The 20,034-nt window shown below is 72.7% G+C and carries 22 protein-coding genes; 12 read left to right on the forward strand and 10 right to left on the reverse strand.

Annotated features, from left to right (window positions below; genetic code table 11):
- Window positions 1–122 precede the first annotated feature (122 nt).
- The 3 genes from ACFCY7_RS34060 to ACFCY7_RS34070 form a co-directional block, all read right to left on the reverse strand.
- Entirely contained in the window at window positions 123–1,097 is a 975-nt protein-coding gene (locus ACFCY7_RS34060) for an acyl-ACP desaturase (protein ID WP_376489937.1), read from the reverse strand.
- 227 nt (window positions 1,098–1,324) lie between these two features.
- Window positions 1,325–1,567 (reverse strand): hypothetical protein, encoded by a 243-nt coding sequence (locus tag ACFCY7_RS34065; RefSeq protein ID WP_376489938.1) that lies wholly within the window; start codon window positions 1,565–1,567, stop codon window positions 1,325–1,327.
- Between the two features lie 13 nt (window positions 1,568–1,580).
- Window positions 1,581–2,432: a helix-turn-helix domain-containing protein gene (locus tag ACFCY7_RS34070; RefSeq protein WP_376489939.1), complete on the reverse strand. Its 852-nt coding sequence runs from the start codon at window positions 2,430–2,432 to the stop codon at window positions 1,581–1,583.
- Window positions 2,433–2,611: 179 nt separating this feature from the next.
- Here ACFCY7_RS34070 and ACFCY7_RS34075 point away from each other — a divergent pair, with 179 nt between their 5' ends.
- Entirely contained in the window at window positions 2,612–3,085 is a 474-nt protein-coding gene (locus ACFCY7_RS34075) for an ATP-binding protein (protein ID WP_376489940.1), read from the forward strand.
- Between the two features lie 104 nt (window positions 3,086–3,189).
- On the opposite strand, the gene ACFCY7_RS34080 is transcribed toward ACFCY7_RS34075, so the two are convergent.
- From ACFCY7_RS34080 to ACFCY7_RS34090, 3 genes are all read right to left on the reverse strand, one after another.
- Window positions 3,190–4,833 carry an ABC-F family ATP-binding cassette domain-containing protein gene (locus tag ACFCY7_RS34080; protein WP_376489941.1) on the reverse strand — a complete coding sequence of 548 codons (1,644 nt, stop codon included), beginning with the start codon at window positions 4,831–4,833 and terminating at the stop codon, window positions 3,190–3,192.
- 292 nt (window positions 4,834–5,125) lie between these two features.
- On the reverse strand, window positions 5,126–5,542 hold the full coding sequence (locus ACFCY7_RS34085) for an SsgA family sporulation/cell division regulator (RefSeq protein ID WP_376489942.1): 417 nt from the start codon (window positions 5,540–5,542) through the stop codon (window positions 5,126–5,128).
- A gap of 151 nt (window positions 5,543–5,693) precedes the next feature.
- Window positions 5,694–6,164: a (4Fe-4S)-binding protein gene (locus tag ACFCY7_RS34090; protein WP_376489943.1), complete on the reverse strand. Its 471-nt coding sequence runs from the start codon at window positions 6,162–6,164 to the stop codon at window positions 5,694–5,696.
- Window positions 6,165–6,239: 75 nt separating this feature from the next.
- Between ACFCY7_RS34090 and ACFCY7_RS34095 the strand changes: the two genes are divergently transcribed.
- On the forward strand, window positions 6,240–7,325 hold the full coding sequence (locus ACFCY7_RS34095; protein WP_376489944.1) for a WD40/YVTN/BNR-like repeat-containing protein: 1,086 nt from the start codon (window positions 6,240–6,242) through the stop codon (window positions 7,323–7,325).
- 39 nt (window positions 7,326–7,364) lie between these two features.
- Here ACFCY7_RS34095 and ACFCY7_RS34100 read toward each other — a convergent pair whose 3' ends face one another.
- Window positions 7,365–7,664, reverse strand: coding sequence for a YciI family protein (locus tag ACFCY7_RS34100; protein WP_376489945.1), 300 nt, complete (start codon window positions 7,662–7,664; stop codon window positions 7,365–7,367).
- Between the two features lie 94 nt (window positions 7,665–7,758).
- Between ACFCY7_RS34100 and ACFCY7_RS34105 the strand changes: the two genes are divergently transcribed.
- The 3 genes from ACFCY7_RS34105 (at window position 7,759) to ACFCY7_RS34115 (ending at window position 9,010) form a co-directional block, all read left to right on the forward strand.
- Window positions 7,759–8,463: an endonuclease V gene (locus ACFCY7_RS34105; RefSeq protein WP_376489946.1), complete on the forward strand. Its 705-nt coding sequence runs from the start codon at window positions 7,759–7,761 to the stop codon at window positions 8,461–8,463.
- 62 nt (window positions 8,464–8,525) lie between these two features.
- Window positions 8,526–8,645 carry a morphogenic membrane protein MmpA gene (gene mmpA / locus ACFCY7_RS34110; RefSeq protein WP_376489947.1) on the forward strand — a complete coding sequence of 40 codons (120 nt, stop codon included), beginning with the start codon at window positions 8,526–8,528 and terminating at the stop codon, window positions 8,643–8,645.
- Window positions 8,642–9,010, forward strand: coding sequence for a VOC family protein (locus tag ACFCY7_RS34115; protein ID WP_376489948.1), 369 nt, complete (start codon window positions 8,642–8,644; stop codon window positions 9,008–9,010). Before mmpA ends, ACFCY7_RS34115 begins: the two co-directional genes overlap by 4 nt.
- A gap of 126 nt (window positions 9,011–9,136) precedes the next feature.
- Here ACFCY7_RS34115 and ACFCY7_RS34120 read toward each other — a convergent pair whose 3' ends face one another.
- Complete coding sequence (locus tag ACFCY7_RS34120) at window positions 9,137–10,414, reverse strand: saccharopine dehydrogenase family protein (protein ID WP_376489949.1); 1,278 nt, start codon at window positions 10,412–10,414, stop codon at window positions 9,137–9,139.
- A gap of 181 nt (window positions 10,415–10,595) precedes the next feature.
- Here ACFCY7_RS34120 and ACFCY7_RS34125 point away from each other — a divergent pair, with 181 nt between their 5' ends.
- Genes ACFCY7_RS34125 through ACFCY7_RS34140 form a run of 4 tightly spaced genes read left to right on the forward strand, consistent with a single transcriptional unit; the run spans window position 10,596 to window position 16,366 of the window.
- The gene (locus ACFCY7_RS34125) at window positions 10,596–11,753 is read left to right on the forward strand and encodes a CaiB/BaiF CoA transferase family protein (RefSeq protein ID WP_376489950.1); all 1,158 of its coding nucleotides are present in this window, start codon (window positions 10,596–10,598) and stop codon (window positions 11,751–11,753) included.
- Window positions 11,750–12,892, forward strand: coding sequence for an acyl-CoA dehydrogenase family protein (locus ACFCY7_RS34130; protein WP_376489951.1), 1,143 nt, complete (start codon window positions 11,750–11,752; stop codon window positions 12,890–12,892). Before ACFCY7_RS34125 ends, ACFCY7_RS34130 begins: the two co-directional genes overlap by 4 nt.
- Before the next feature lie 46 nt (window positions 12,893–12,938).
- Complete coding sequence (locus ACFCY7_RS34135; protein WP_376489952.1) at window positions 12,939–14,153, forward strand: acetyl-CoA C-acetyltransferase; 1,215 nt, start codon at window positions 12,939–12,941, stop codon at window positions 14,151–14,153.
- Window positions 14,154–14,191: 38 nt separating this feature from the next.
- Window positions 14,192–16,366, forward strand: coding sequence for a 3-hydroxyacyl-CoA dehydrogenase NAD-binding domain-containing protein (locus ACFCY7_RS34140; RefSeq protein ID WP_376489953.1), 2,175 nt, complete (start codon window positions 14,192–14,194; stop codon window positions 16,364–16,366).
- A gap of 94 nt (window positions 16,367–16,460) precedes the next feature.
- Here ACFCY7_RS34140 and ACFCY7_RS34145 read toward each other — a convergent pair whose 3' ends face one another.
- A complete protein-coding gene (locus ACFCY7_RS34145; RefSeq protein ID WP_376489954.1) occupies window positions 16,461–17,192 on the reverse strand; it encodes a MerR family transcriptional regulator in 732 nt (243 codons plus the stop codon).
- Window positions 17,193–17,270: 78 nt separating this feature from the next.
- Between ACFCY7_RS34145 and ACFCY7_RS34150 the strand changes: the two genes are divergently transcribed.
- Together ACFCY7_RS34150 and ACFCY7_RS34155 are read left to right on the forward strand one after the other, a co-directional pair.
- Window positions 17,271–17,753 (forward strand): macro domain-containing protein, encoded by a 483-nt coding sequence (locus tag ACFCY7_RS34150; protein WP_376489955.1) that lies wholly within the window; start codon window positions 17,271–17,273, stop codon window positions 17,751–17,753.
- Window positions 17,754–17,844: 91 nt separating this feature from the next.
- Window positions 17,845–18,336: a hypothetical protein gene (locus ACFCY7_RS34155; protein WP_376489956.1), complete on the forward strand. Its 492-nt coding sequence runs from the start codon at window positions 17,845–17,847 to the stop codon at window positions 18,334–18,336.
- A gap of 10 nt (window positions 18,337–18,346) precedes the next feature.
- On the opposite strand, the gene sph is transcribed toward ACFCY7_RS34155, so the two are convergent.
- Window positions 18,347–19,339: a sphingomyelin phosphodiesterase gene (sph, locus tag ACFCY7_RS34160; RefSeq protein ID WP_376489957.1), complete on the reverse strand. Its 993-nt coding sequence runs from the start codon at window positions 19,337–19,339 to the stop codon at window positions 18,347–18,349.
- 170 nt (window positions 19,340–19,509) lie between these two features.
- On the opposite strand from sph, the gene ACFCY7_RS34165 reads away from it, so the two are divergent.
- Window positions 19,510–19,995: a hypothetical protein gene (locus ACFCY7_RS34165; RefSeq protein WP_376489958.1), complete on the forward strand. Its 486-nt coding sequence runs from the start codon at window positions 19,510–19,512 to the stop codon at window positions 19,993–19,995.
- Window positions 19,996–20,034 lie beyond the last annotated feature (39 nt).

Here is a 20,034-nt window from a genome sequence, read left to right on the forward strand (position 1 = left end):
CCGCGCTCCGCCACGCGGTGTGGTTGGGGGTCGGGGGCGGCCTCTCGTAATTGGCGGGGGGGCGGCTCACGCGGCTGCGCCGCTGAGCCGCCCCGCGTTCCGGGCTGGTTCCTGCCGGTGGGTCAGCCGGCCGCTCGGGCCGCCATGCGGGCCTTGCGGGCCGCGAGCTTCTCGTCGAACTTGCTCGCCTCGCTGTCCAGGCCGTTCATGTAGAGGCCCAGCTCCTCCTGCGCGCGCAGACCGTCGGGGCCCAGACCGTCGATCTGGAGCACCTTGAGGAAGCGGAGGACGGGCTGGAGGACGTCGTCGTGGTGGATGCGCATGTTGTAGATCTCGCCGATCGCCATCTGCGCCGCCGCCCGCTCGAAGCCGGGCATGCCGTGTCCGGGCATCCGGAAGTTGACCACCACGTCCCGCACGGCCTGCATGGTCAGGTCGGGGGCGATCTCGAAGGCCGCGCCGAGCAGGTTGCGGTAGAAGACCATGTGCAGGTTCTCGTCGGTGGCGATGCGGGAGAGCATCCGGTCGCACACCGGGTCGCCGGACTGGTGGCCCGTGTTGCGGTGCGAGATCCGGGTCGCGAGCTCCTGGAAGGCGACGTACGCCACCGAGTGCAGCATCGAGTGCCGGTTGTCGGACTCGAAGCCCTCGCTCATGTGGGCCATCCGGAACTGCTCCAGCTTGTCCGGGTCGACGGCGCGCGAGGCGAGCAGGTAGTCGCGCATCACGATGCCGTGGCGGCCCTCCTCGGCGGTCCAGCGGTGCACCCAGGTGCCCCAGGCGCCGTCGCGGCCGAAGAGGCTGGCGATCTCGTGGTGGTAGCTCGGGAGGTTGTCCTCGGTGAGCAGGTTCACGACGAGGGCGATCTTGCCGATCTCGGTCACCTTGGACTGCGCCGGGTCCCAGGCCTCGCCGTCCTCGAAGAGGCCGGGGAAGTTCCGGGCGTCGGACCAGGGCACGTACTCGTGCGGCATCCAGTCCTTGGTGACCTTGAGGTGCCGGTTGAGCTCCTTCTCCACGACCTCTTCCAGCGCGTAGAGCAGCCGTGCGTCGGTCCACCCTGTCGAGCTGCCGAGGGGGGGAGAGGTGAGCGTCACGGGGACTCCTGGGGACGGAGAGGGGGGCATACGGGCATACCTACGAATCCGTAGGTTACGAGACCGTAGGTTAAGGCTCCGTAAGGCGTCGGCCAAGCCCGTCCCGGCGATGTCCGGTTACGTTCCGTTATGTGCGCTGCTCGGCGGGGGTGCCGGAGACGCAGGTCACGTCCGCGGAGGCCGCTTCCGGGCCTCCGGACGACTACGCAGCGCAGACGCGCGGCCGCTCAGAGCAGGTGGTCGGCGGCGCCGGCCTTCACCGCGGAGATCAGCGCCCGCAGCGCTTCCACCGAGTCGCTGACGTACGCGCCGGGGGTGAGCGTCGAGCCGATGTACGCGTGGCCGGAGTCGTCCAGGCCGAAGCGGAAGCAGTTCGCGCCCTCGCTGCAGAACGGGGCGCTCCAGTCGATCTCGACGGCGGGGGCGGTCGGGGCGGTGCGGGCGGCGGGGGAGTCGGTGACGCTGTTCATGGTGAGGGGTCCTTCACAGATCCTGGGCTATGGCTCGGACGAACGCGCGTGATTCGGCCTCCGGCAGCGCGAGCCCGCGCAGCCGGTCCAGCAGGCCGCGGTACCGGCGCAGCTGCATGTCGGTGTCGAGGAGGAGCGAGCCGTGGGAGGAGTCGAGCTGCACGGTGTCGAGCTGCGGCACGGGCGCGGACACATAGGTGAACGACTGGCCGGCGCCCGGGAAACCCCCCGCGGCGAAGGGGATCACGCGGACGGAGACGGTGGAGCGGTCGGTGTGGGCCAGGATGTGCTCCAGCTGGTCCCGCGTGACCTTCGGGCCGCCGAACCGCATGCGCAGCGCCGCCTCGTGGATCACGGCCTCGTAGCGCACCGGCCGGTCGCGGTGCAGGACCTCCTGGCGGCGCAGCCGCAGGGCGAGCCGGGCCTCCAGATCGGGTCCCGGTAGTGGGGGGACGGCGGTGTCGAAGACGGCCCGCGCGTGCTCCTCGGTCTGCAGGAGGCCCGGGATGTGGGTGGTGACGGCGGTGTGCAACTCCGCCGCGTGGAACTCGAGTTCGGCGATGTCGATCAGTGCGGGAGGCAGCAGTCCGCGGTGTCCCTCCCACCAGCCCCGGTCCCGTTCCCTGGCCATCGCGGCGAGCAGGTCGACCAGCGCGGTGTCCGGGCAGCCGTAGTTGAAGGCGAGGGTCCGGACGCGTTCGGCGCTGATTCCGAAGCGGCCGGCCTCGATGTGCGGGATCCGGGTGCGGTCGACGCCCAGGAGGGCCGCGGCCTGCTGGGCCGACATGCCCGACTGTTCGCGCAGTTTGCGCAGTTCGCTCCCGAGCCGCTGCTGCCGTGCGGTCGGGCTGCTCCTGGGTGGCACGCTCCGTCTTCCCTTCGCTCCGTGACCGCGACGGCCCGGAGGGGCGTCGATTTGGCCGAAATGCCGTGAGTGCCTGCAAGTAGTAGCACTGTGCTCCGGTCGTACGCTACGGTCGGTAGCGCAAGTCTCACACGGGGCTACCGAGACCGTGTGCAGGTATCCCCCCATGCACAGGAAATGTGAGCAACCCGATGAAGGGCGCACTGCGTTGCCTCCCGTCCGCCGCCGCGGCCGGGCCCATACCCCCCGCCACGGAGAACCTCAGCTACTCGATGCGCCTCCCCGGAGGCGCCTACTGCGCCGGACTCGCGCGCGAGTCCGTCACCTCGCTCCTGAACCGCCACGGCCTGTCCGACCTCGGTGAGACCGCCGCCCTCGCCGCCTCCGAACTCGTCGCCGGCGCCTACCGGTTCACCCCCGACCGCGAGATGATCCTGCGCGTCCGCTGGCGGTACGAGGCGCTGCGGATCGTGGTCTACGACCAGCACCCCGCCCACGCCGCGCCCGCCGCGGCCGAGGAGTGCCGCGACCGCCGCAGCCGCAGCATGTGGCTGCTGGCCGCGGCGGTCGACTCGCACGGCGGCGACTGGGGACTCGCCCCCGTCCTCACTCCCGGCGGCGGCACCAAGTCCTGGGCGTTACTCCACCGCTAGCGCCGTACCGCCACCGCCGCCAACCTCGGCCACCGCCACCGCCACCGCCACCTCCGCCGCACCGTCGGCGCGGATCCGACACCGCCGGCGCGGATCCGGTACCGCTAGCGCGGCACCGCCACCGTCTCCCGAACCTCCTCCGCCGTCGTCGGCCGCAGCTCACCGTCGAGCAGCAGCCACCGGGTGATCCCCAGCGACTCCAGGAACGCCACGTCGTGGCTCGCCACGATCAGCGCCCCCTCGTACGCGTCGAGGGCGGCCGTCAGTTTCCGTACGGACGCCATGTCCAGGTTGTTCGTCGGCTCGTCCAGCATCAGCAGCTGCGGGGCCGGCTCCGCGAGGAGCAGCGCGGCGAGCGTCGCCCGGAACCGCTCGCCGCCCGACAGGGTGCCCACGGCCTGATCGGCCCGCGCCCCCCGGAACAGGAACCGGGCCAGCCTCGCCCTGATCGCGTTCCCCGTCGCCGTGGGCGCGAGGTGGGCCACGTTCTCGACCACGCTCAGCCCGTCGTCGAGGACGTCGAGCCGCTGGGGCAGGAAGCGGAGCGGCACCCGCGCCTCCGTCTCGCCCGCCAGCGGCTCCAACTCCCCGGCGATCGTCCGCAGCAGCGTCGTCTTCCCGGCCCCGTTCCGGCCGACCAGTGCGATGCGCTCCGGGCCGCGCAGCTCGAACTCGCCCCCGACGCGGGCCCCGTACCGCAGCTCCAGGTCGCGCAGGAACAGGACCTCGCGACCCGGCGGCACCGAGGTGCGGGGCAGTTCGACGCGGATCTCGTCGTCGTCCCGCACCGCCTCCACCGCGGCGTCGAGCCGCTCCCGGGCCTCCGAGAGGCGCTCGGAGTGCAGTGTGCGCTGCTTGCCCGCGGTGACCTGCGCGTCCCGCTTCCGGCCGTTCGCCACGATCTTGGAGGCGACTTTGTTCTCGAAGCTCTTCTGCCCGTACCGCTTGCGCCGGGCCGCCTTGACCTGCGTGTCGACCAGCTCCCGCTTCTGCCGCTGTACGTCGGCCTCGGCGACGCGCACCATCCGCTCCGCCGCGTCCTGTTCGGCGGCGAGCGCCGTCTCGTACGCGGACCAGCTGCCGCCGTACCAGGCGACCGTCCCGTCGCGCAGGTCGGCGATCTGGTCGACGCGCTCCAGGAGTTCGCGGTCGTGGCTGACCACGACCAGGACGCCGGACCAGTTCTCCACCGCCTCGTACAGGCGGGCGCGGGCGTGCAGGTCCAGGTTGTTGGTCGGCTCGTCGAGCAGCAGCACGTCGGGCCGGGCGAGCAGCAGCGAGGCCAGCCGCAGCAGCACCGACTCGCCGCCCGAGATCTCGCCGACCGTCCGGTCCAGGCCGACGTGGTCGAGCCCGAGCTGGTCGAGGGTGGCCCGGGCCCGCTCCTCCACGTCCCAGTCGTCGGCGAGGGCGGTGAAGTGCTCCTCCGCCGGGTCGCCCGCCTCGATGGCGTGCAGGGCCGCCCGCTTGGCGGCGATGCCGAGGATCTCGTCGACCCGCCGCCCGGTGTCCAGGACCAGGTTCTGCGGCAGGTAGCCGAGCTCGCCGGTGACCCGGACCGCGCCGGAGGCGGGCGTCAGCTCGCCGGCGATGAGCTTCAGGAGCGTGGACTTGCCGGAGCCGTTGAGGCCGACGAGCCCGGTGCGGCCGGGGCCGACCGTGAGCCGGAAGTCGTCGAGGACCTCGGTGCCGTCGGGCCAGGAGAAGGAGAGCGAGGAACAGGTGATGAAGGTGGGGTGATGCGCCATGGAGGCCTCCCGGATCGCGCGAGCGTGGACATGGGGGCGACGCGAGACACCGGGGCGCGGGCAGTGTGAGGAACGGCTCGTACGCCGAGGTCGAGAACGGCACACGCGGCACAGGGGGCACGCGCGGCGGGTGTCTCGCAACCTCAGACGAGCAACGTCCTTCTCCGATCGGGTGACGACAAGGTCAAGGACGACGGTACGACCCCGGCCGGGAGCGGGGCAAACGATTTACGGCGGGACTCCGCCAGGACATCCCTAGGGGTGGTCGCGGAGCAGCTCCGTCAGGACACGCCTAGGGGTGGTCGCGGAGCAGCTCCGCGAGGTCCTGGTCCCAGTCCAGGTACTGGTGCTCGCGCCCGGCCGGCACCAGGTCCTCCGCCCGCTCCAGGAAGCGGCGCAGCTCGGACGTCCTGACGTGGACCATGGCCACCCCCTCGGGAGCGTGGAACTCGACCACCGTCCGGTCGTACCCGTACGGACGCAGGCGTACGTCCCCGACACCGGCCGGCCGCTCGACCCCCTGGACGAGCAGCTCGCGGGCGAACGCCCAGGACACCTCGACGCCCTCCAGGGTCGCCGGCGGCGGGAACGCCATGCTCACGGCGTACGGGTCCTCGCGGTCGTACCGCAGCGTCGCGGGGACCGTCTCCATACGGGGAGCGGACGCGACCAGACGGGCCTGGAGGGACTGTTCGATGACGGCGGACAAGACCGGCTCCTCTCACGCGGGCTTCGGATCCCGTGCGTCTCCCCGACACCAGGGCACCTGACACCAGGAAGGACGAGCGGGGCGGCCGGAACGTGCACTCGGTGCCCACGTGAGCTGTGTCACGGACGGAACGGCGGGATCCGGCCGTGGGTCAGCGGTCCTCGGCCACGTCGTCGTCCGGCTCGGCGCACGGGCCGGAGTGGTCGCAGTACGGCTGGTTCCCCGAGGCCCCGCAGCCGCAGAGCATCACCCGCGTCTCGTGCCGGTCCCCGTGCGCGCCCGTGACCAGCAGGTCCCCGCGGAGCACGAGCTGTCCGGAGGGGCTCCGGCGCACGGTGGTGGGGGAGTCCGGGGGTTCGACGGAGGCGTCCGCCGGGCGGTGGTGGTATTGGAGCGCCCCGGAGGGGCAGCGCCGGACGACCCGCTCGACCTGGCCTGTCTCGGCCGCGTCGGGCAGCACCCACGGGCGCCGGGACAGGTCGAAGACCTCAGGCAGGCCGCGGACGCACTCGGCCGCGTGCAGACAGCGGCGGGGTTCGAAGGTGACGGTGATGCCCTCGCCCTCGTACTCCTTGAGCTTCGGCTGCTCGTCGCCCGCCCGATCGTCCGTTCGCTCGCTCATGCGACCAGCCTAGGAACGCCCGCGCCGGGACGCACCCTGGACGGGGACCGTCCCGGGGCACTAGCTTCCGGCGCCATGACGTCCATGGGGAAGACGAGACGAATGATGTCGGTGGGGCTGATCGGGGCGGCGCTCGCGCTGACCCTCGCGGCACCCGCGCGCGCCGGGGAGACCCCCACGGCCGCGGCCGGCTGGCACCTGACACCGACCGGCACCGACGCCCGCTTCCGCGGGCTCGCGGCGGTCGACCGTTCCACCGCCTGGGCCGCCGGCTCCCGGGGCACGGTACTGCGCACCACCGACGGCGGCCGGAGCTGGCGAAACGTCTCGCCGGCGGGCGCGGGCGACCTGGAGTTCCGCGACGTGCAGGCCTTCGACGCCCGCCGGGCCGTCGTCCTGGCCATCGGGGAGGGCGAGGCCTCGCGGGTGCTGCGCACCGAGGACGGCGGCGCCACCTGGACCGAGTCCTTCCGCAACACCGACCCGCGCGCCTTCTACGACTGCATGACCTTCTTCGACCGCCGGCACGGCCTCGCCATGAGCGACCCGGTCGACGGGAAGTACCGCATCCTCGCCACCCGCGACGGCGGCCGGTCCTGGCAGGTGCTGCCGACCGCCGGCATGCCGGACGCCCTCCCCGGCGAGGCCGGCTTCGCGGCGAGCGGCCAGTGCCTGGTGTCGGCGGGACCCCGGGACGTCTGGCTCGCCACCGGCGGCGGCGCCACGGCCCGGGTCCTCCATTCCGCCGACCGGGGCCTGACCTGGACCGCCACCACCACACCGATCCCGGCCGGCGACCCGGCCAAGGGCGTCTTCGGGCTCGCCTTCCGCGACCGCACGCACGGCATCGCGGTCGGCGGCGACTACCGCAAGGACCAGCCGTCCCCGCAGGCCGGCGCCGTCACCGGCGACGGGGGCCGCACCTGGCGCACCTCGACCACCCCGCCGCCCGCCTACCGCTCCGGCGTCGCTTGGCTCCCGCACGCCAAGGCGGCCGCCCTCGCCGTCGGCCCCACCGGCACCGACCTGACCACCGACGGCGGCCGCACCTGGCGGACCGTCGACACCGGCTCGTACGACACCGTCGACTGCACCGCCGACGGCTCCTGCTGGGCCTCCGGCGAGAAGGGCCGCATCGCGCGGCTGGTCAGGAAGGACTGACGGACGCCCCGGACAGGGGCTGGACGTCCCGGGCAGGGACTAGGAGGGCAGCTGCTCCCGGTACGCGGCGATCCCGTCGGCCGTCTTGGTCGCGTAGAACTCCGTGATCCGGTACGCGCACACGCCCTCGACGCTGAACGGGTCGGCCGCCGCGATCTTCTCGATCTCCGCGCGGTCGACCCCGGCGGCCAGGATCACCCCGCCGTCCCGCGGGTTCTTCCGGCCGGACGCCAGGAACACGCCCTCGGCGTACCGGGCGTCGAGCCACTCGACGTGCGCGTCGAGGAGGGCGTCGACCCGCTCGACGGGTGCGGTGTAGGTCAATTCCAGTACGAACATGATCGCCAGGCTACCCGTGCCCCGCGGCGATCGTGCGGGCCAGGCGCCGCGAGCCAGGCGGGACTTTCCGGACAGGACCTAGGGTGGGCCCATCATGACGATCATCGAGATTCCGGCGGGCTGGCCCGCCGACGAGGCCGCCGCGCGGGACGTGCAGCGGGAGTTGCGGGACCGGCTCGTGCTGGGGGAGAGCGGTCCGGTGCCGGGGGAGGGGAACGTCACCGGACTCGACGTGGCCTACGACGACGAGCGGGACCTCGTCGCCGCGGCGGCCGTCGTGCTCGACGCGCGGACCCTGGAGGTGGTGGAGCGGGCCACGGCCGTCGGCCGGGTCTCGTTCCCGTACGTCCCCGGGCTCCTCGCCTTCCGGGAGATCCCGACCGTGCTCGCCGCGCTCGACTCCCTGACCGCCGACCCGGGCCTCCTGGTCTGCGACGGCTACGGCATCGCCCACCCCCGCCGCTTCGGCCTCGCCAGCCACCTCGGGGTGCTCACCGGACGGCCGTCCATCGGCGTCGCCAAGAACCCCTTCACCTTCACGTACGAGCAACCCGGCGACGGGCGCGGCGACTTCGCCCCGCTGCTCGCTGGCGGGGAGGAGGTCGGCAGGGCCCTGCGCACCCAGGCCGGGGTCAAGCCCGTGTACGTCTCCGTCGGCCACCGCGTCTCCCTCGACAACGCCTGCGCCCACACCCTGCTCCTCTCCCCGCGCTACCGCGTGCCCGAGACCACCCGGCACGCCGACTCCCTCTGCCGCAGTGCGCTCAAGGAGGCGCAGGGGTCGCTCGGGTCCGTCTGAGTACCAGGGGTGAGTAGCCGTACGGATGCCCGTTGTCATACCCCCACGGCAGAGTGGACGTCATGACAGCTCGTGTTCCCGCACCCCGTGGTCTCACCGTCGCCCTCGCCGTCGGCGTGGCCTCCGCCCTCGCCTGGGCCTGCGCCATCCTGTACGTCCTCGCGGACTGGACGCTCGCATGATCGGACGCCTGCGCTGCGTCGTGCTCGACTGCCCGGACGCCCACGAACTGGCCGTGTTCTACCAGCGGTTGCTCGGCGGCGAGGTCGCGTGCCCCGACCCCGCGCTCGCCGTCGGCGACGGCTCGGCCGTGCTCTGCGGCGAGAGCGGCGCGGTCCTCGCCTTCCAGAGCGTGGCCGACCACCGGCCGCCCGTCTGGGGCGCCCCCGAGCAGCAGTTCCACCTGGACGTCCGGGTGGCGGACCCGGCCGCCGCCCACGCCGCCGTGCTCGCGCTCGGGGCCACCCCGCTCGACGGGGGCGAGACGCCCGCCTGGCGCGTCTACGCCGACCCGGCGGGCCATCCCTTCCGTCTCGTACGGCCCTGATCCCGTCCGGTACGGCCCCGATCCCGTCCGTACGGCTCTGATCGCGTCCGGTGCGCCCCACCCGATCCCGTCCGGTACGTCCCCGCCGATCCCGCCCCCGCCGATCCCGCCCCGGTCGGTGCCTTGCTAGCTCCGGTGGGCCACCCGGAAGCGGATGCCCGCCGCGCGCAGCCGGTCGGTGAGCGCGTCGCCCATCGCGACCGCCGTCGTCACCTGGCCGGCGGTCTTCGGCAGAGGGTCGAAGGCGAGGCAGAGGGCCGACTCGGCGAGCATCTTGGCCGTCTCGTCGTAGCCGGGGTCGCCGCCCGACACCTCGGTGAAGACCCGTCGCCCACCGCCCTCGCCGACGAAGCGGACCGAGAACCAGCTGCGGGCGCGCCGCTCGACCGAAGGGCCCTCGCCCGCCGAGTAACGCTCCATCAGCCAGCCGCGTACGGACGGGAGTTGCGCGGCGGCGACGCTCGCGCCGACGGCGGCCGCGCCCCCGAGGGCCATCGGGAGGGTCTTCACGGAGGCGTAGTGCCGGTAGCGGAAGTCCGGCCCGTACCGCTCCAGGCCGGCGGCCGAGCGTGCCACGATCTGCGGGTCGAGCGTCGGCAGCGGGAGCGCCCAGGTGCCCGTCTCCGTGCTGAACCGGGGTCCGCCCAGCGGCGCGCGGGCCCGGCGGCCCACCAACCGCGGTTCGTACAGGTGCCGTTCGTGCGCGGCACGCAGGATCTCCCGGCCCCGGCCCATCGCGGTGAGCGCGGACGCGAAGGTGCCGCCGGAGAACGCGGCCCCGGCCCGGACGAAGCCGTCGACGCGGAGCGGAACGCCCTCGGGGAGCTGCCGGACGGTGAAGTAGACGCCCAGGTCGTGGGGGACGGAGTCGAAGCCGCAGGCGTGCACGATCCTGGCTCCGGTCTCCCGGGCGCGCGCGTCGTGGCGCACGTAGGTCCGGTCGACGAACTCGGCCTCGCCGGTGAGGTCCACGCAGTCCGTGCCGGCCTCCGCGCAGGCGGCGACGAGCCCGTCGCCGTACAAGACGTAGGGCCCGACCGTGGTGGCCACGACCCGGGTGGACTCGGCGAGGTCGCGCAGCGAGTCCGGGTCGTCGGCGTCGGCGACGACGAGCGGCAGGTCGCCGCAGTGCGGCCACCGGGCGGCGAGCCGGTCGCGCAGGGCGCCGAGCGCCGACCGGTTGCGGCCGGCGAGCGCCCAGCGGCACCCGGCCGGAGCGTGACCGGCCAGGTACTCCGCGGTGAGCTCGCCCACGAACCCGGTCGCCCCGAAGAGCACCACGTCGTACGGCCTGGCCCCGGCCTCCCGCGCCGGCGCGTCCGACGGCTCGGCCCCGGTTCCCCGCTCGACCGCGTCCGAGGGGCTCGCCCCCGCCTCGCGCTCCTTGTCCGCCCCTGTGTCCATGCAGCCCCTCGTTTCGGCCGTGCCGCGCCGCCGCGCGCGGTTGTCGTCGGCGGAGGATAGCGGAAGTCGGAGGACTCGCAATTTCCAAGCGCTTGCTCGGCTCGGGGGCTTGTGTCGAGTGGAACACGTTCCTAGCATCTCCGGTGTTACATCATTGGTGTCACATACTCCTGGGGGCTCGATGAGCACGACGCACACCACCGGGACCGGCCCGCTCACCGGCGTACGCGTGGTCGAACTCGCCGGCATCGGCCCCGGTCCCTTCGCCGCCATGGTCCTCGCGGACCTCGGCGCCGACGTCGTGCGCGTCGACCGCCCCGGCGGCGCCGGACTCGGCATCGACCCGGCGCGCGACCTCACCAACCGCAACAAGCGCTCCGTCCTCGTCGACCTCAAGGCCGAGGACGGCCCCGCCACCGTGCTCGACCTCGTCGCACGCGCCGACGTCCTGATCGAGGGGTACCGGCCCGGCGTCGCCGAACGCCTCGGCGTCGGCCCCGAAGCCTGCCTCGCCCGCAACCCGCGCCTCGTCTACGGCCGGATGACCGGCTGGGGACAGGACGGACCGCTCGCCCCCACCGCCGGACACGACGTCGGCTACATCGCGATCACCGGCGCCCTCGGCATGATCGGCCCCGACCCGGACGGTCCGCCCACCATCCCCGCCAACCTCGTCGGCGACTACGCCGGCGGCTCCCTCTACCTCGTCATCGGCGTCCTCGCCGCCCTCCAGCACGCGCGGACGCACGGCGAGGGCCAGGTCGTCGACGCCGCCATCGTCGACGGCACCGCCCACCTCACCACCATGATCCACGGCATGCTCGCGGCCGGCGGCTGGCAGGACCGGCGGGGCGTCAACCTCCTCGACGGCGGCTGCCCCTTCTACGGCGTCTACGAGACCTCCGACGGCGGACACATGGCGGTCGGCGCGCTGGAGGAGCGGTTCTACGCGGAGTTCGTCCGCCTCCTCGGCGTCGGCGAGGCCGCCGCCGCCCGCCACGACCTCGCCCGCTGGCCCGAGCTGCGCAAGGCGGTCGCCGACGCCTTCCGCGGCCGCACCCGCGAGGAGTGGACCGCCGTCTTCGACGGCAGTGACGCCTGTGTCGCCCCGGTCCTCTCCCTCCGCGAGGCGCCCGCCCACCCGCACCTCGCCGCCCGCGGCACCTTCACCGAGCGGGACGGCATCGCCCAGCCCGCCCCCGCGCCCCGCTTCTCCGCCACCCCCGGCACCCTCCGCACGGGCCCCGCCCTGCCCGGTGCCCACACCGCCGAGGTCGCCCGCGACTGGGCCGTACCCGGCCTCGCGAGCCCGACCCAGACCCTGGAGACCGAAGCATGAAGCGTCAGCTCTACACCGCCGACCACGAGGCCTTCCGGGCGGTCGTCCGCACCTTCCTGGAGAAGGAGGTGCTGCCGCACTACGCGCAGTGGGAGAAGGACGGCATCGTCTCCCGCGAGGTCTGGCTCGCCGCCGGACGGCAGGGGCTGCTCGGCCTCGCCGTCGACGAGGAGTACGGAGGCGGCGGCAACCCCGACTTCCGCTACGGCGCCGTCCTCGCCGAGGAGTTCACCCGAGCGGGGGCGCCCGGCCTCGCCATCGGCCTGCACAACGACATCATCGGCCCGTACCTCACCTCGCTCGCCACCGACGAGCAGAAGCGGCGCTGGCTGCCCGGCTTCTGCTCCGGCGAGATCGTCACGGCCATCGCCATGACGGAACCCGGCGCCGGCTCGGACCTCCAGGGCATCCGCACCACCGCCGAGGACCACGGCGACCACTGGATCCTCAACGGCTCCAAGACCTTCATCTCCAACGGCATCCTCGCCGACCTCGTGGTCGTCGTCGCCCGCACCACCCCCGAGGGCGGCGCCCACGGCCTCTCCCTGCTCGTCGTCGAGCGCGGCGCCGAGGGCTTCGAGCGCGGCCGGAACCTCGACAAGATCGGCCAGAAGTCGCAGGACACCGCCGAGCTGTTCTTCACCGACGTCCGCGTCCCCAAGGAGAACCTGCTCGGCGAGCTCAACGGCGCCTTCGTCCACCTGATGACCAACCTCGCCCAGGAGCGCCTGGCCATCGCCGTCGCCGGCATCGCCGGGGCCGAGCACCTCCTGGAGATCACCACCCGCTACGTCAAGGAGCGCGAGGCGTTCGGCCGCCCCCTCGCCAAGCTCCAGCACATCCGCTTCGAGATCGCCGAGATGGCCACCGAGTGCGCCGTCACCCGCACCTTCGTCGACCGCTGCATCGAGGAGCACGCGAACGGCGCACTCGACGCCGTCCACGCCTCCATGGCCAAGTGGTGGGCGACCGAACTCCAGAAGCGCGTCGCCGACCGCTGCCTGCAACTGCACGGCGGATACGGCTACATGAGCGAATTCCCGGTCGCCCGTGCCTACACCGACGGCCGGATCCAGACCATCTACGGCGGCACCACCGAGATCATGAAGGAGATCATCGGCCGGTCCCTCCTCGGCTGACCTCCCGCCGCCCCGCTGTACCCACCCTCATCGCGAAAGGCTTCCCGTGAGCACCGAAGCGTACGTGTACGACGCGATCCGCACCCCGCGCGGACGCGGCAAGGCCACCGGCTCCCTGCACGGCACCAAGCCCATCGACCTGGTCGTCGGCCTCATCCGGGAGATCCAGTCCCGCAACCCCGGCCTCGACCCGGCCGCCGTCGACGACATCGTCCTCGGCGTCGTCGGCCCCGTCGGCGACCAGGGCTCCGACATCGCCCGGATCGCGGCCATCGCCGCCGGCCTGCCCGACACCGTCGCCGGCGTCCAGGAGAACCGCTTCTGCGCCTCCGGCCTCGAAGCGGTCAACATGGCCGCCATGAAGATCCGCTCCGGCTGGGAGGACCTCGTCCTCGCCGGCGGCGTCGAGTCCATGTCCCGCGTCCCGATGGCCTCCGACGGCGGCGCCTGGTTCGCCGACCCGATGACCAACCTGGAGACCAACTTCGTCCCCCAGGGCATCGGCGCCGACCTCATCGCCACCATCGAGGGCTTCAGCCGCCGCGACGTCGACGAGTACGCCGCCCTCTCCCAGGAGCGCGCCGCCGCCGCGGTCAAGGACGGCCGCTTCGCCCGCTCGATCGTCCCCGTCAGGGACCGCGCCGGACTCACCGTCCTCGACCACGACGAGTTCCTGCGCCCCGGCACCACCGCCGACTCCCTGGCCCGCCTCAAGCCCTCCTTCGCCGACATCGGCGAGCTGGGCGGCTTCGACGCCGTCGCGCTGCAGAAGTACCACTGGGTCGAGGAGATCGACCACGTCCACCACGCCGGCAACTCCTCCGGCATCGTCGACGGCGCCTCCCTCGTCGCCATCGGCTCCAAGGAGGTCGGCGAGCGGTACGGCCTCACCCCGCGTGCCCGGATCGTCTCGGCCGCCGTCTCCGGCTCCGAGCCGACCATCATGCTCACCGGCCCCGCCCCGGCCGCCCGCAAGGCCCTCGCCAAGGCCGGCCTCACCATCGACGACATCGACCTCATCGAGATCAACGAGGCCTTCGCCGCCGTCGTCCTGCGCTTCGTCAAGGACATGGGCATCACCCTGGACAAGGTCAACGTCAACGGCGGCGCCATCGCGCTCGGCCACCCGCTCGGCGCCACCGGCGCGATGATCCTCGGCACCCTCGTCGACGAGCTGGAGCGCCAGGACAAGCGCTACGGCCTCGCCACCCTCTGCGTGGGCGGCGGCATGGGCATCGCCACCGTCGTCGAGCGCGTCTGACCGTCCCGTCCGCACCCCTCTTACGGAGAAGCAGAGCCATGAGCGAGAGCACCACCATCCGCTGGGAACAGGACGCGACCGGGATCGTCACCCTCGTCCTCGACGACCCGAACCAGTCCGCCAACACCATGAACCAGGCCTTCCGGGCCTCGATCAAGGCGATCGCCGACCGCGTGGAGGCCGAGAAGGACTCCATCCGCGGCATCATCTACACCTCCGCGAAGAAGACGTTCTTCGCCGGCGGCGACCTCAAGGACATGGTCAAGGCGGGCCCCGAGCACGCCCGCGACATCTTCGACTCCGCCATCGAGATCAAGAACGCCCTGCGGCGCATCGAGACCCTCGGCAAGCCCGTCGTCGCCGCGATCAACGGCGCCGCGCTCGGCGGCGGCTACGAGATCGCGCTCGCCTCCCACCACCGCGTCGCCCTCGACGCCCCCGGCTCCAAGATCGGCCTGCCCGAGGTCACCCTCGGCCTGCTCCCGGGCGGCGGCGGCGTCGCCCGCACCGTGCGCCTCATGGGCATCACCGACGCCCTGCTCAAGGTGCTGCTCCAGGGCACCCAGTACAACCCGAAGCGCGCCCTCGACAGCGGACTCGTCCACGAGCTCGCCGCCACCCCCGAGGAGATGATGGCCAAGGCCATCGCCTTCATCGACGCGCACCCGGACTCCCGCCAGCCCTGGGACGTCCCGGGCCACCGCATCCCCGGCGGCACCCCGTCGAACCCCAAGTTCGCCGCCAACCTGCCGGCCTTCCCCGCCAACCTGCGCAAGCAGCTGAACGGCGCGCCCTACCCGGCGCCCCGCGCCATCATGGCCGCCGCCGTCGAGGGCTCCCAGGTCGACTTCGAGACCGCGCTCACCATCGAGAGCCGCTACTTCACCGAGCTGGTCATCGGCCAGACCGCGAAGAACATGATCCAGGCGTTCTTCTTCGACCTCCAGGCCGTCAACTCGGGCGCGAGCCGCCCGAAGGGCGTGGACAAGCGCCAGGTCCGCAAGGTGGCCGTGCTCGGCGCCGGCATGATGGGCGCCGGCATCGCGTACTCCTGCGCCCGCGCCGGCATCGAGGTGGTCCTCAAGGACGTCTCCGCCGAGTCTGCGGCGAAGGGCAAGGCGTACTCCGAGAAGCTGTGCGCCAAGGCCGTCTCGCGCGGCCGCACCACCCAGGAGAAGGCCGACGCGCTCCTCGCCCGGATCACCCCCACCGGCGACGCGGCCGACCTCGCCGGCTGCGACGCGGTCATCGAGGCGGTCTTCGAGGACACCGCGCTCAAGCACAAGGTCTTCCAGGAGATCCAGCACGTCGTCGCGCCCGACGCGCTGCTCTGCTCCAACACCTCGACCCTGCCGATCTCCGTCCTCGCCGAGGGCGTCGAGCGCCAGACCGACTTCATCGGCCTGCACTTCTTCTCGCCCGTCGACAAGATGCCGCTCGTCGAGATCATCAAGGGCGAGCGGACCGGCGACGAGGCTCTGGCCCGCGCCTTCGACCTCGTCCGGCAGATCAACAAGACGCCGATCGTCGTCAACGACTCGCGCGGCTTCTTCACCTCGCGGGTGATCGGCCACTTCATCAACGAAGGCGTCGCCATGGTCGGCGAGGGCATCGAGCCCGCCTCGATCGAGCAGGCCGCGGCCCAGGCCGGCTACCCGGCGAAGGTCCTCTCCCTCATGGACGAGCTGACCCTCACCCTCCCGCGCAAGATCCGCAACGAGACGAAGAAGGCGATCGAGGAGGAGGGCGGCACCTGGACCACCCACCCGGGCGAGGCCGTCATCGACCGCATGGTCGACGAGTTCGGCCGCCCCGGCCGCAGCGGCGGCGCCGGTTTCTACGAGTACGGCGAGGACGGCAAGCGCGGCAAGCTGTGGCCCGGCCTGCGCGAGCACTTCGCCAAGCCCGGCTACGAGATCCCCTTCCGCGACATGCAGGAGCGGATGCTGTTCTCCGAGGCCCTGGACACCGTCCGCCTCCTGGAGGAAGGCGTCCTCACCTCGGTCGCCGACGCCAACATCGGCTCGATCATGGGCATCGGCTTCCCGGCCTGGACCGGCGGCATCCTCCAGTACATCAACGGCTACGAGGGCGGCCTGCCCGGCTTCGTCGCCCGCGCCCGCGAACTGGCGGAGACCTACGGCGAGCGGTTCACCCCGACCGCCCTCCTCGTCGAGAAGGCCGAGCGGGGCGAGGTCTTCACCGACTCCTGACCCGACTCCCGAGGCCCGAGCCTGGGCTCCCGCCCCGGCCCGAGGCATCGGGCCCGGCCCCTGAGCCCCGGCCCCGGCCCCCGGCCGGGGCCCCTCACGGGCTCCTGAACGCCGTCCTCAGCTCCTCGCTCAGCGAGCGCTGGAACGCCGTGACGAGGGCCTGGACCACCATCGGCTGCATGTGGGCCGACAGCGACCTCATCGCCGTCAAGTGGTCCGGGTCCTCCCCGCTCTCCCGGTACGGGTTCCACACCTGCTCCTGGAACAGCCGGGAGAGCTCCTGCGCGGCGGCCCGCGCGTGCTCCAGGAGCACCGTCCGCGAGGCCAGGATCGTCTCGTGCTCGATCGGCACGTCCAGCAGCTCCACCCCGAGCCGCAGCAGCGACCCGTCCAGCCGGTACGTGTCGACCTCGTCCGTCCGGTCCAGCACCCCCATCGCCGCCAGCCGGTCCACGTCCTGCTCCGTCAGCCCCCGCCCCGCCCGCCGCTCCAACTCGCGCCGCGTGATCGTCTCCGCCGACTCCGGCGCCCACGACGCCACCAGCGCCCGGTGGATCGCCAGGTCCTGCGCACTCAGGTCTTCCGGCAACTGCTCCAGATACCGCTCGATCGCCGCCAGCGTCATCCCCTGCCGCTGCAACTCCTCGATCAACGCCAACCGCGACACGTGGTCAGGCCCGTAGTGCCCCACCCTCCGCGCCCCGATCACCGGCGGCGGCAGCAACCCCCGCGTCCCGTAGAACCGCACGGTCCGCACCGTCACCCCGGCCCGCGCCGCCAGCTCGTCCACGGTGTACACCGGCTCCTGCGCGCTCGCCTGCTCCATGGTTCAACAGTATTGCTGTCTCACCAGCTGTGTAAAAGACCGGCGCGACTGTCAGTGGCGGGTCGTAGCGTGATCGTCATGAACGAGATCACGTACGTCCGGGGGGACGCGACCGCACCGCACGGCAAGGGCGTCAAGATCGTCGCGCACGTGTGCAACGACCTCGGGGGCTGGGGCAAGGGCTTCGTCCTGGCGGTCTCGCGGCGCTGGCCGGAACCGGAGGCGGCCTACCGGCGCTGGCACCGCGAGCGGGCGGGGAACGACTTCGGCCTCGGCGCGGCCCAGTTCGTCCGGGTCGAGCCGTACGTCTGGGTGGCCAACCTGGTCGGGCAGCGGGGGATGCGGACGGGGCGGAGCAGCGGGGTGCCCGTGCGGTACGAGGCGATCGACGCCGCCCTCGGGCTCCTCGCCGAGAAGGCGGCCGGGCTCGGCGCGTCCGTGCACATGCCGCGCATCGGCTGCGGGCTCGCCGGCGGCTCCTGGGGGAAGGTCGAGCCCCTCGTCCGCCGTCGGCTGGTGGACCGGGGGATACCGGTCACCGTGTACGACTTCGGCGGGTAAGGGACGCGGGGGCGGGCTGTCGCAGGGGTGCTCGAAGGGGCGGGTTAGAGTCGGCCGCTGATCGTGTCGGGCCAGGGAGCGGGGGAGTCGGATGTACGCGCAACTCAGGGAGACGGCTGACGAGTTGGCCGGGGTGTTGTGGCGGGAGCACACGGTGTACCGGGAGCGGGGCGGTGGGGTGGTGATACGGGGGGAGCACGTGCGGCGGTGGATCAGCCTGGCGCCGACCGGGGGGAAGGACAGGGCGCTGGTGCGGGCGGGGCGGATCCTGGACGGGGGGACGACGGCGCCGGCGCGGACGGAGGTGGTCGTGGACCTGACGGCCGGGACGGGGGAGCTGGCGGCGGTGTGCCGGCGGCTGCTCGCGGATGTGGCGGCGGCGGGCGGGCAGGAGGCGGGGCCGTCCCGGGCCGGGAGGCCGGAGAAGCGGAAGGGGCCGGGGCGGACGGCGCGTGCCGCCCGGCCCGGCCGCCGGCCCCGGAAGGAGCGGCACACGAGTGCCGGCTCCTGGGTGGTCCTGCTGTGTGTCGCCGCGGTGCTGGGTGTCTGGCTCTACGGCGTGTTCGGCGGGTACCCCTACTGAGGGGGACCGGTCAGAAGCCGGTGACGGGGTAGTGGTCGGAGAGGTTGGTGTAGGTGTACTGCGTGCCCCAGCTGGAGACCGTCCACGGGGCGCTCTGCTCCAGGACCACGTGGTTCGTCCAGCCGGCGGGGCGGGCGTTCCCGGCGCGGTAGAGGACGTAGTCGAGGTCCTCGCGCGGGTCGTTCGGGTAGCGCTCGGAGGCGATCGAGTTCAGCGCGGTGTCGAAGGAGTAGGGGTAGCCGGTGCGGGCGTCGGCGCCCGCGAGACCCGCGTCGGCGAGCATGGTGCCGTACTCGGGGGTGCGGGAGTCGACGTTCATGTCGCCGGCGACGATCACCTGCTCGTTCGCCGGGATGTTCTTGGCGTCGAGGAAGGCGTCGATCGCCTTGAACTGGCGGCTGCGCATCTGCGCCGCCTCGCCCGCCGAGCAGCCGGGGTCGGTGGACTGGGCGTGGGTGCCGACGACGTGGACCCGGCTGCCGTTGACGTCGAGGACGGTGTAGGCGAAGCCCTTGTTCGAGTACCAGTCGGCGCCGCAGGCGTCCTTGTAGACGTACTGCTCCTTGCGGACGATCGGCCACTTGCTGAGGATCGTCACGCCGCCGTCCTCGGGCGTGGTCACGGAGTAGGCGCCGCCGGTGGCGTCCCAGCCGCTCTTGCTGCGCCCGACGACGGGGGTCTGGTGGGGGTACTGTCCGGCGGCGTTCGCCTTGAGGGCGTCCGAGGCGGAGTTGTCGAAGGCCTCCTGGATCACGACGACGTCCTGGCCCTGGAAGAAGGGGGCGGCGGGGATCGCCTTGGCCCGGTGGTCCTGGCCCCAGTTCGGGTAGAGCGTCTTGCTGAAGAGGAACGTGTTGTAGGTGAGGACCTTGAGTCGCGGGGCCTCGGCGGTGGTGGCCGTGGCGGAGGCGGACGCGGCCGGGGCGGCGACCGCCAGCGTGGCGGCGGTGAGCGCGAGGGAGAGCGCGGCACCCGGGGTGCGGCGGAAGGCGGCGATCGACACGTGAACTCCTGTGGAGTCGTGGGGGGTTGGACTGGCGCCGCACATACAATCAGCCGTGGTTACCTTCCGGTAGCCTCCGGATGCCGGGAATCTTGCCGAGCGAGCACGATCACGCCAACTCTCATCTCGGTGTCTGAATTGTCCTTGTTTGGACCAGGTAGAATGCGCGCATGACCCTCGCGAACTCGCAGATCTTCAAGACGGACCTCGGTCCGCTCAACCCCGTCTGGGCCGAGCTCATCCTCGGCCTCGTGGTGTTCGGATTCACCTTCCTCGTCCTGGCGAAGGCCATCCTGCCGAAGATCAAGCGCACGCTCGAAGAGCGCGAGGACGCGATCGAGGGCGGCACCGACCGCGCCGACGACCTGCGCGCCGAGGCCACGAAGATCCGTGAGCAGTACGAGGCGGAGCTCGCCGAGGCCCGCCACGAGGCCGCCCGCATCCGCTCCCGCGCCACCGAGGAGGGCTCGGCCGCCATCGCCGCCGCCCGCGCCGAGGGCATCGCCGAGCGCGACGCGATCGTCGCCGCCGGCGTCGAGAAGATCGCCGCCGAGCGCGCCGCCGCCGAGCGCGAGCTCACCGCGGACGTCGACGCCTGGGCCCACGCCCTCGCCGCCCGCATCGTCGGCGAGCCGGTCGGCGCCGACCGCGGCTGACCCGTACACCCACCGAGGGGCCGTCGCCCGGGCCGCGAG

The organism is Streptomyces sp. NPDC056361 (assembly GCF_042262805.1).
Lineage (GTDB): Bacteria > Actinomycetota > Actinomycetes > Streptomycetales > Streptomycetaceae > Streptomyces.

Bases quoted from the DNA above. Each gene is read 5' to 3' on its own strand.
- ACFCY7_RS34065 (WP_376489938.1), bottom strand. From the start codon at position 1,567: ATGAACAGCGTCACCGACTCCCCCGCCGCCCGCACCGCCCCGACCGCC.
- ACFCY7_RS34080 (WP_376489941.1), bottom strand. From the start codon at position 4,833: ATGGCGCATCACCCCACCTTCATCACCTGTTCCTCGCTCTCCTTCTCC.
- ACFCY7_RS34090 (WP_376489943.1), bottom strand. From the start codon at position 6,164: ATGAGCGAGCGAACGGACGATCGGGCGGGCGACGAGCAGCCGAAGCTC.
- ACFCY7_RS34095 (WP_376489944.1), top strand. From the start codon at position 6,240: ATGACGTCCATGGGGAAGACGAGACGAATGATGTCGGTGGGGCTGATC.
- ACFCY7_RS34100 (WP_376489945.1), bottom strand. From the start codon at position 7,664: ATGTTCGTACTGGAATTGACCTACACCGCACCCGTCGAGCGGGTCGAC.
- ACFCY7_RS34105 (WP_376489946.1), top strand. From the start codon at position 7,759: ATGACGATCATCGAGATTCCGGCGGGCTGGCCCGCCGACGAGGCCGCC.
- mmpA (WP_376489947.1), top strand. From the start codon at position 8,526: ATGACAGCTCGTGTTCCCGCACCCCGTGGTCTCACCGTCGCCCTCGCC.
- ACFCY7_RS34115 (WP_376489948.1), top strand. From the start codon at position 8,642: ATGATCGGACGCCTGCGCTGCGTCGTGCTCGACTGCCCGGACGCCCAC.
- ACFCY7_RS34120 (WP_376489949.1), bottom strand. From the start codon at position 10,414: ATGGACACAGGGGCGGACAAGGAGCGCGAGGCGGGGGCGAGCCCCTCG.
- ACFCY7_RS34125 (WP_376489950.1), top strand. From the start codon at position 10,596: ATGAGCACGACGCACACCACCGGGACCGGCCCGCTCACCGGCGTACGC.
- ACFCY7_RS34130 (WP_376489951.1), top strand. From the start codon at position 11,750: ATGAAGCGTCAGCTCTACACCGCCGACCACGAGGCCTTCCGGGCGGTC.
- ACFCY7_RS34140 (WP_376489953.1), top strand. From the start codon at position 14,192: ATGAGCGAGAGCACCACCATCCGCTGGGAACAGGACGCGACCGGGATC.
- ACFCY7_RS34145 (WP_376489954.1), bottom strand. From the start codon at position 17,192: ATGGAGCAGGCGAGCGCGCAGGAGCCGGTGTACACCGTGGACGAGCTG.
- ACFCY7_RS34150 (WP_376489955.1), top strand. From the start codon at position 17,271: ATGAACGAGATCACGTACGTCCGGGGGGACGCGACCGCACCGCACGGC.
- ACFCY7_RS34155 (WP_376489956.1), top strand. From the start codon at position 17,845: ATGTACGCGCAACTCAGGGAGACGGCTGACGAGTTGGCCGGGGTGTTG.
- ACFCY7_RS34165 (WP_376489958.1), top strand. From the start codon at position 19,510: ATGACCCTCGCGAACTCGCAGATCTTCAAGACGGACCTCGGTCCGCTC.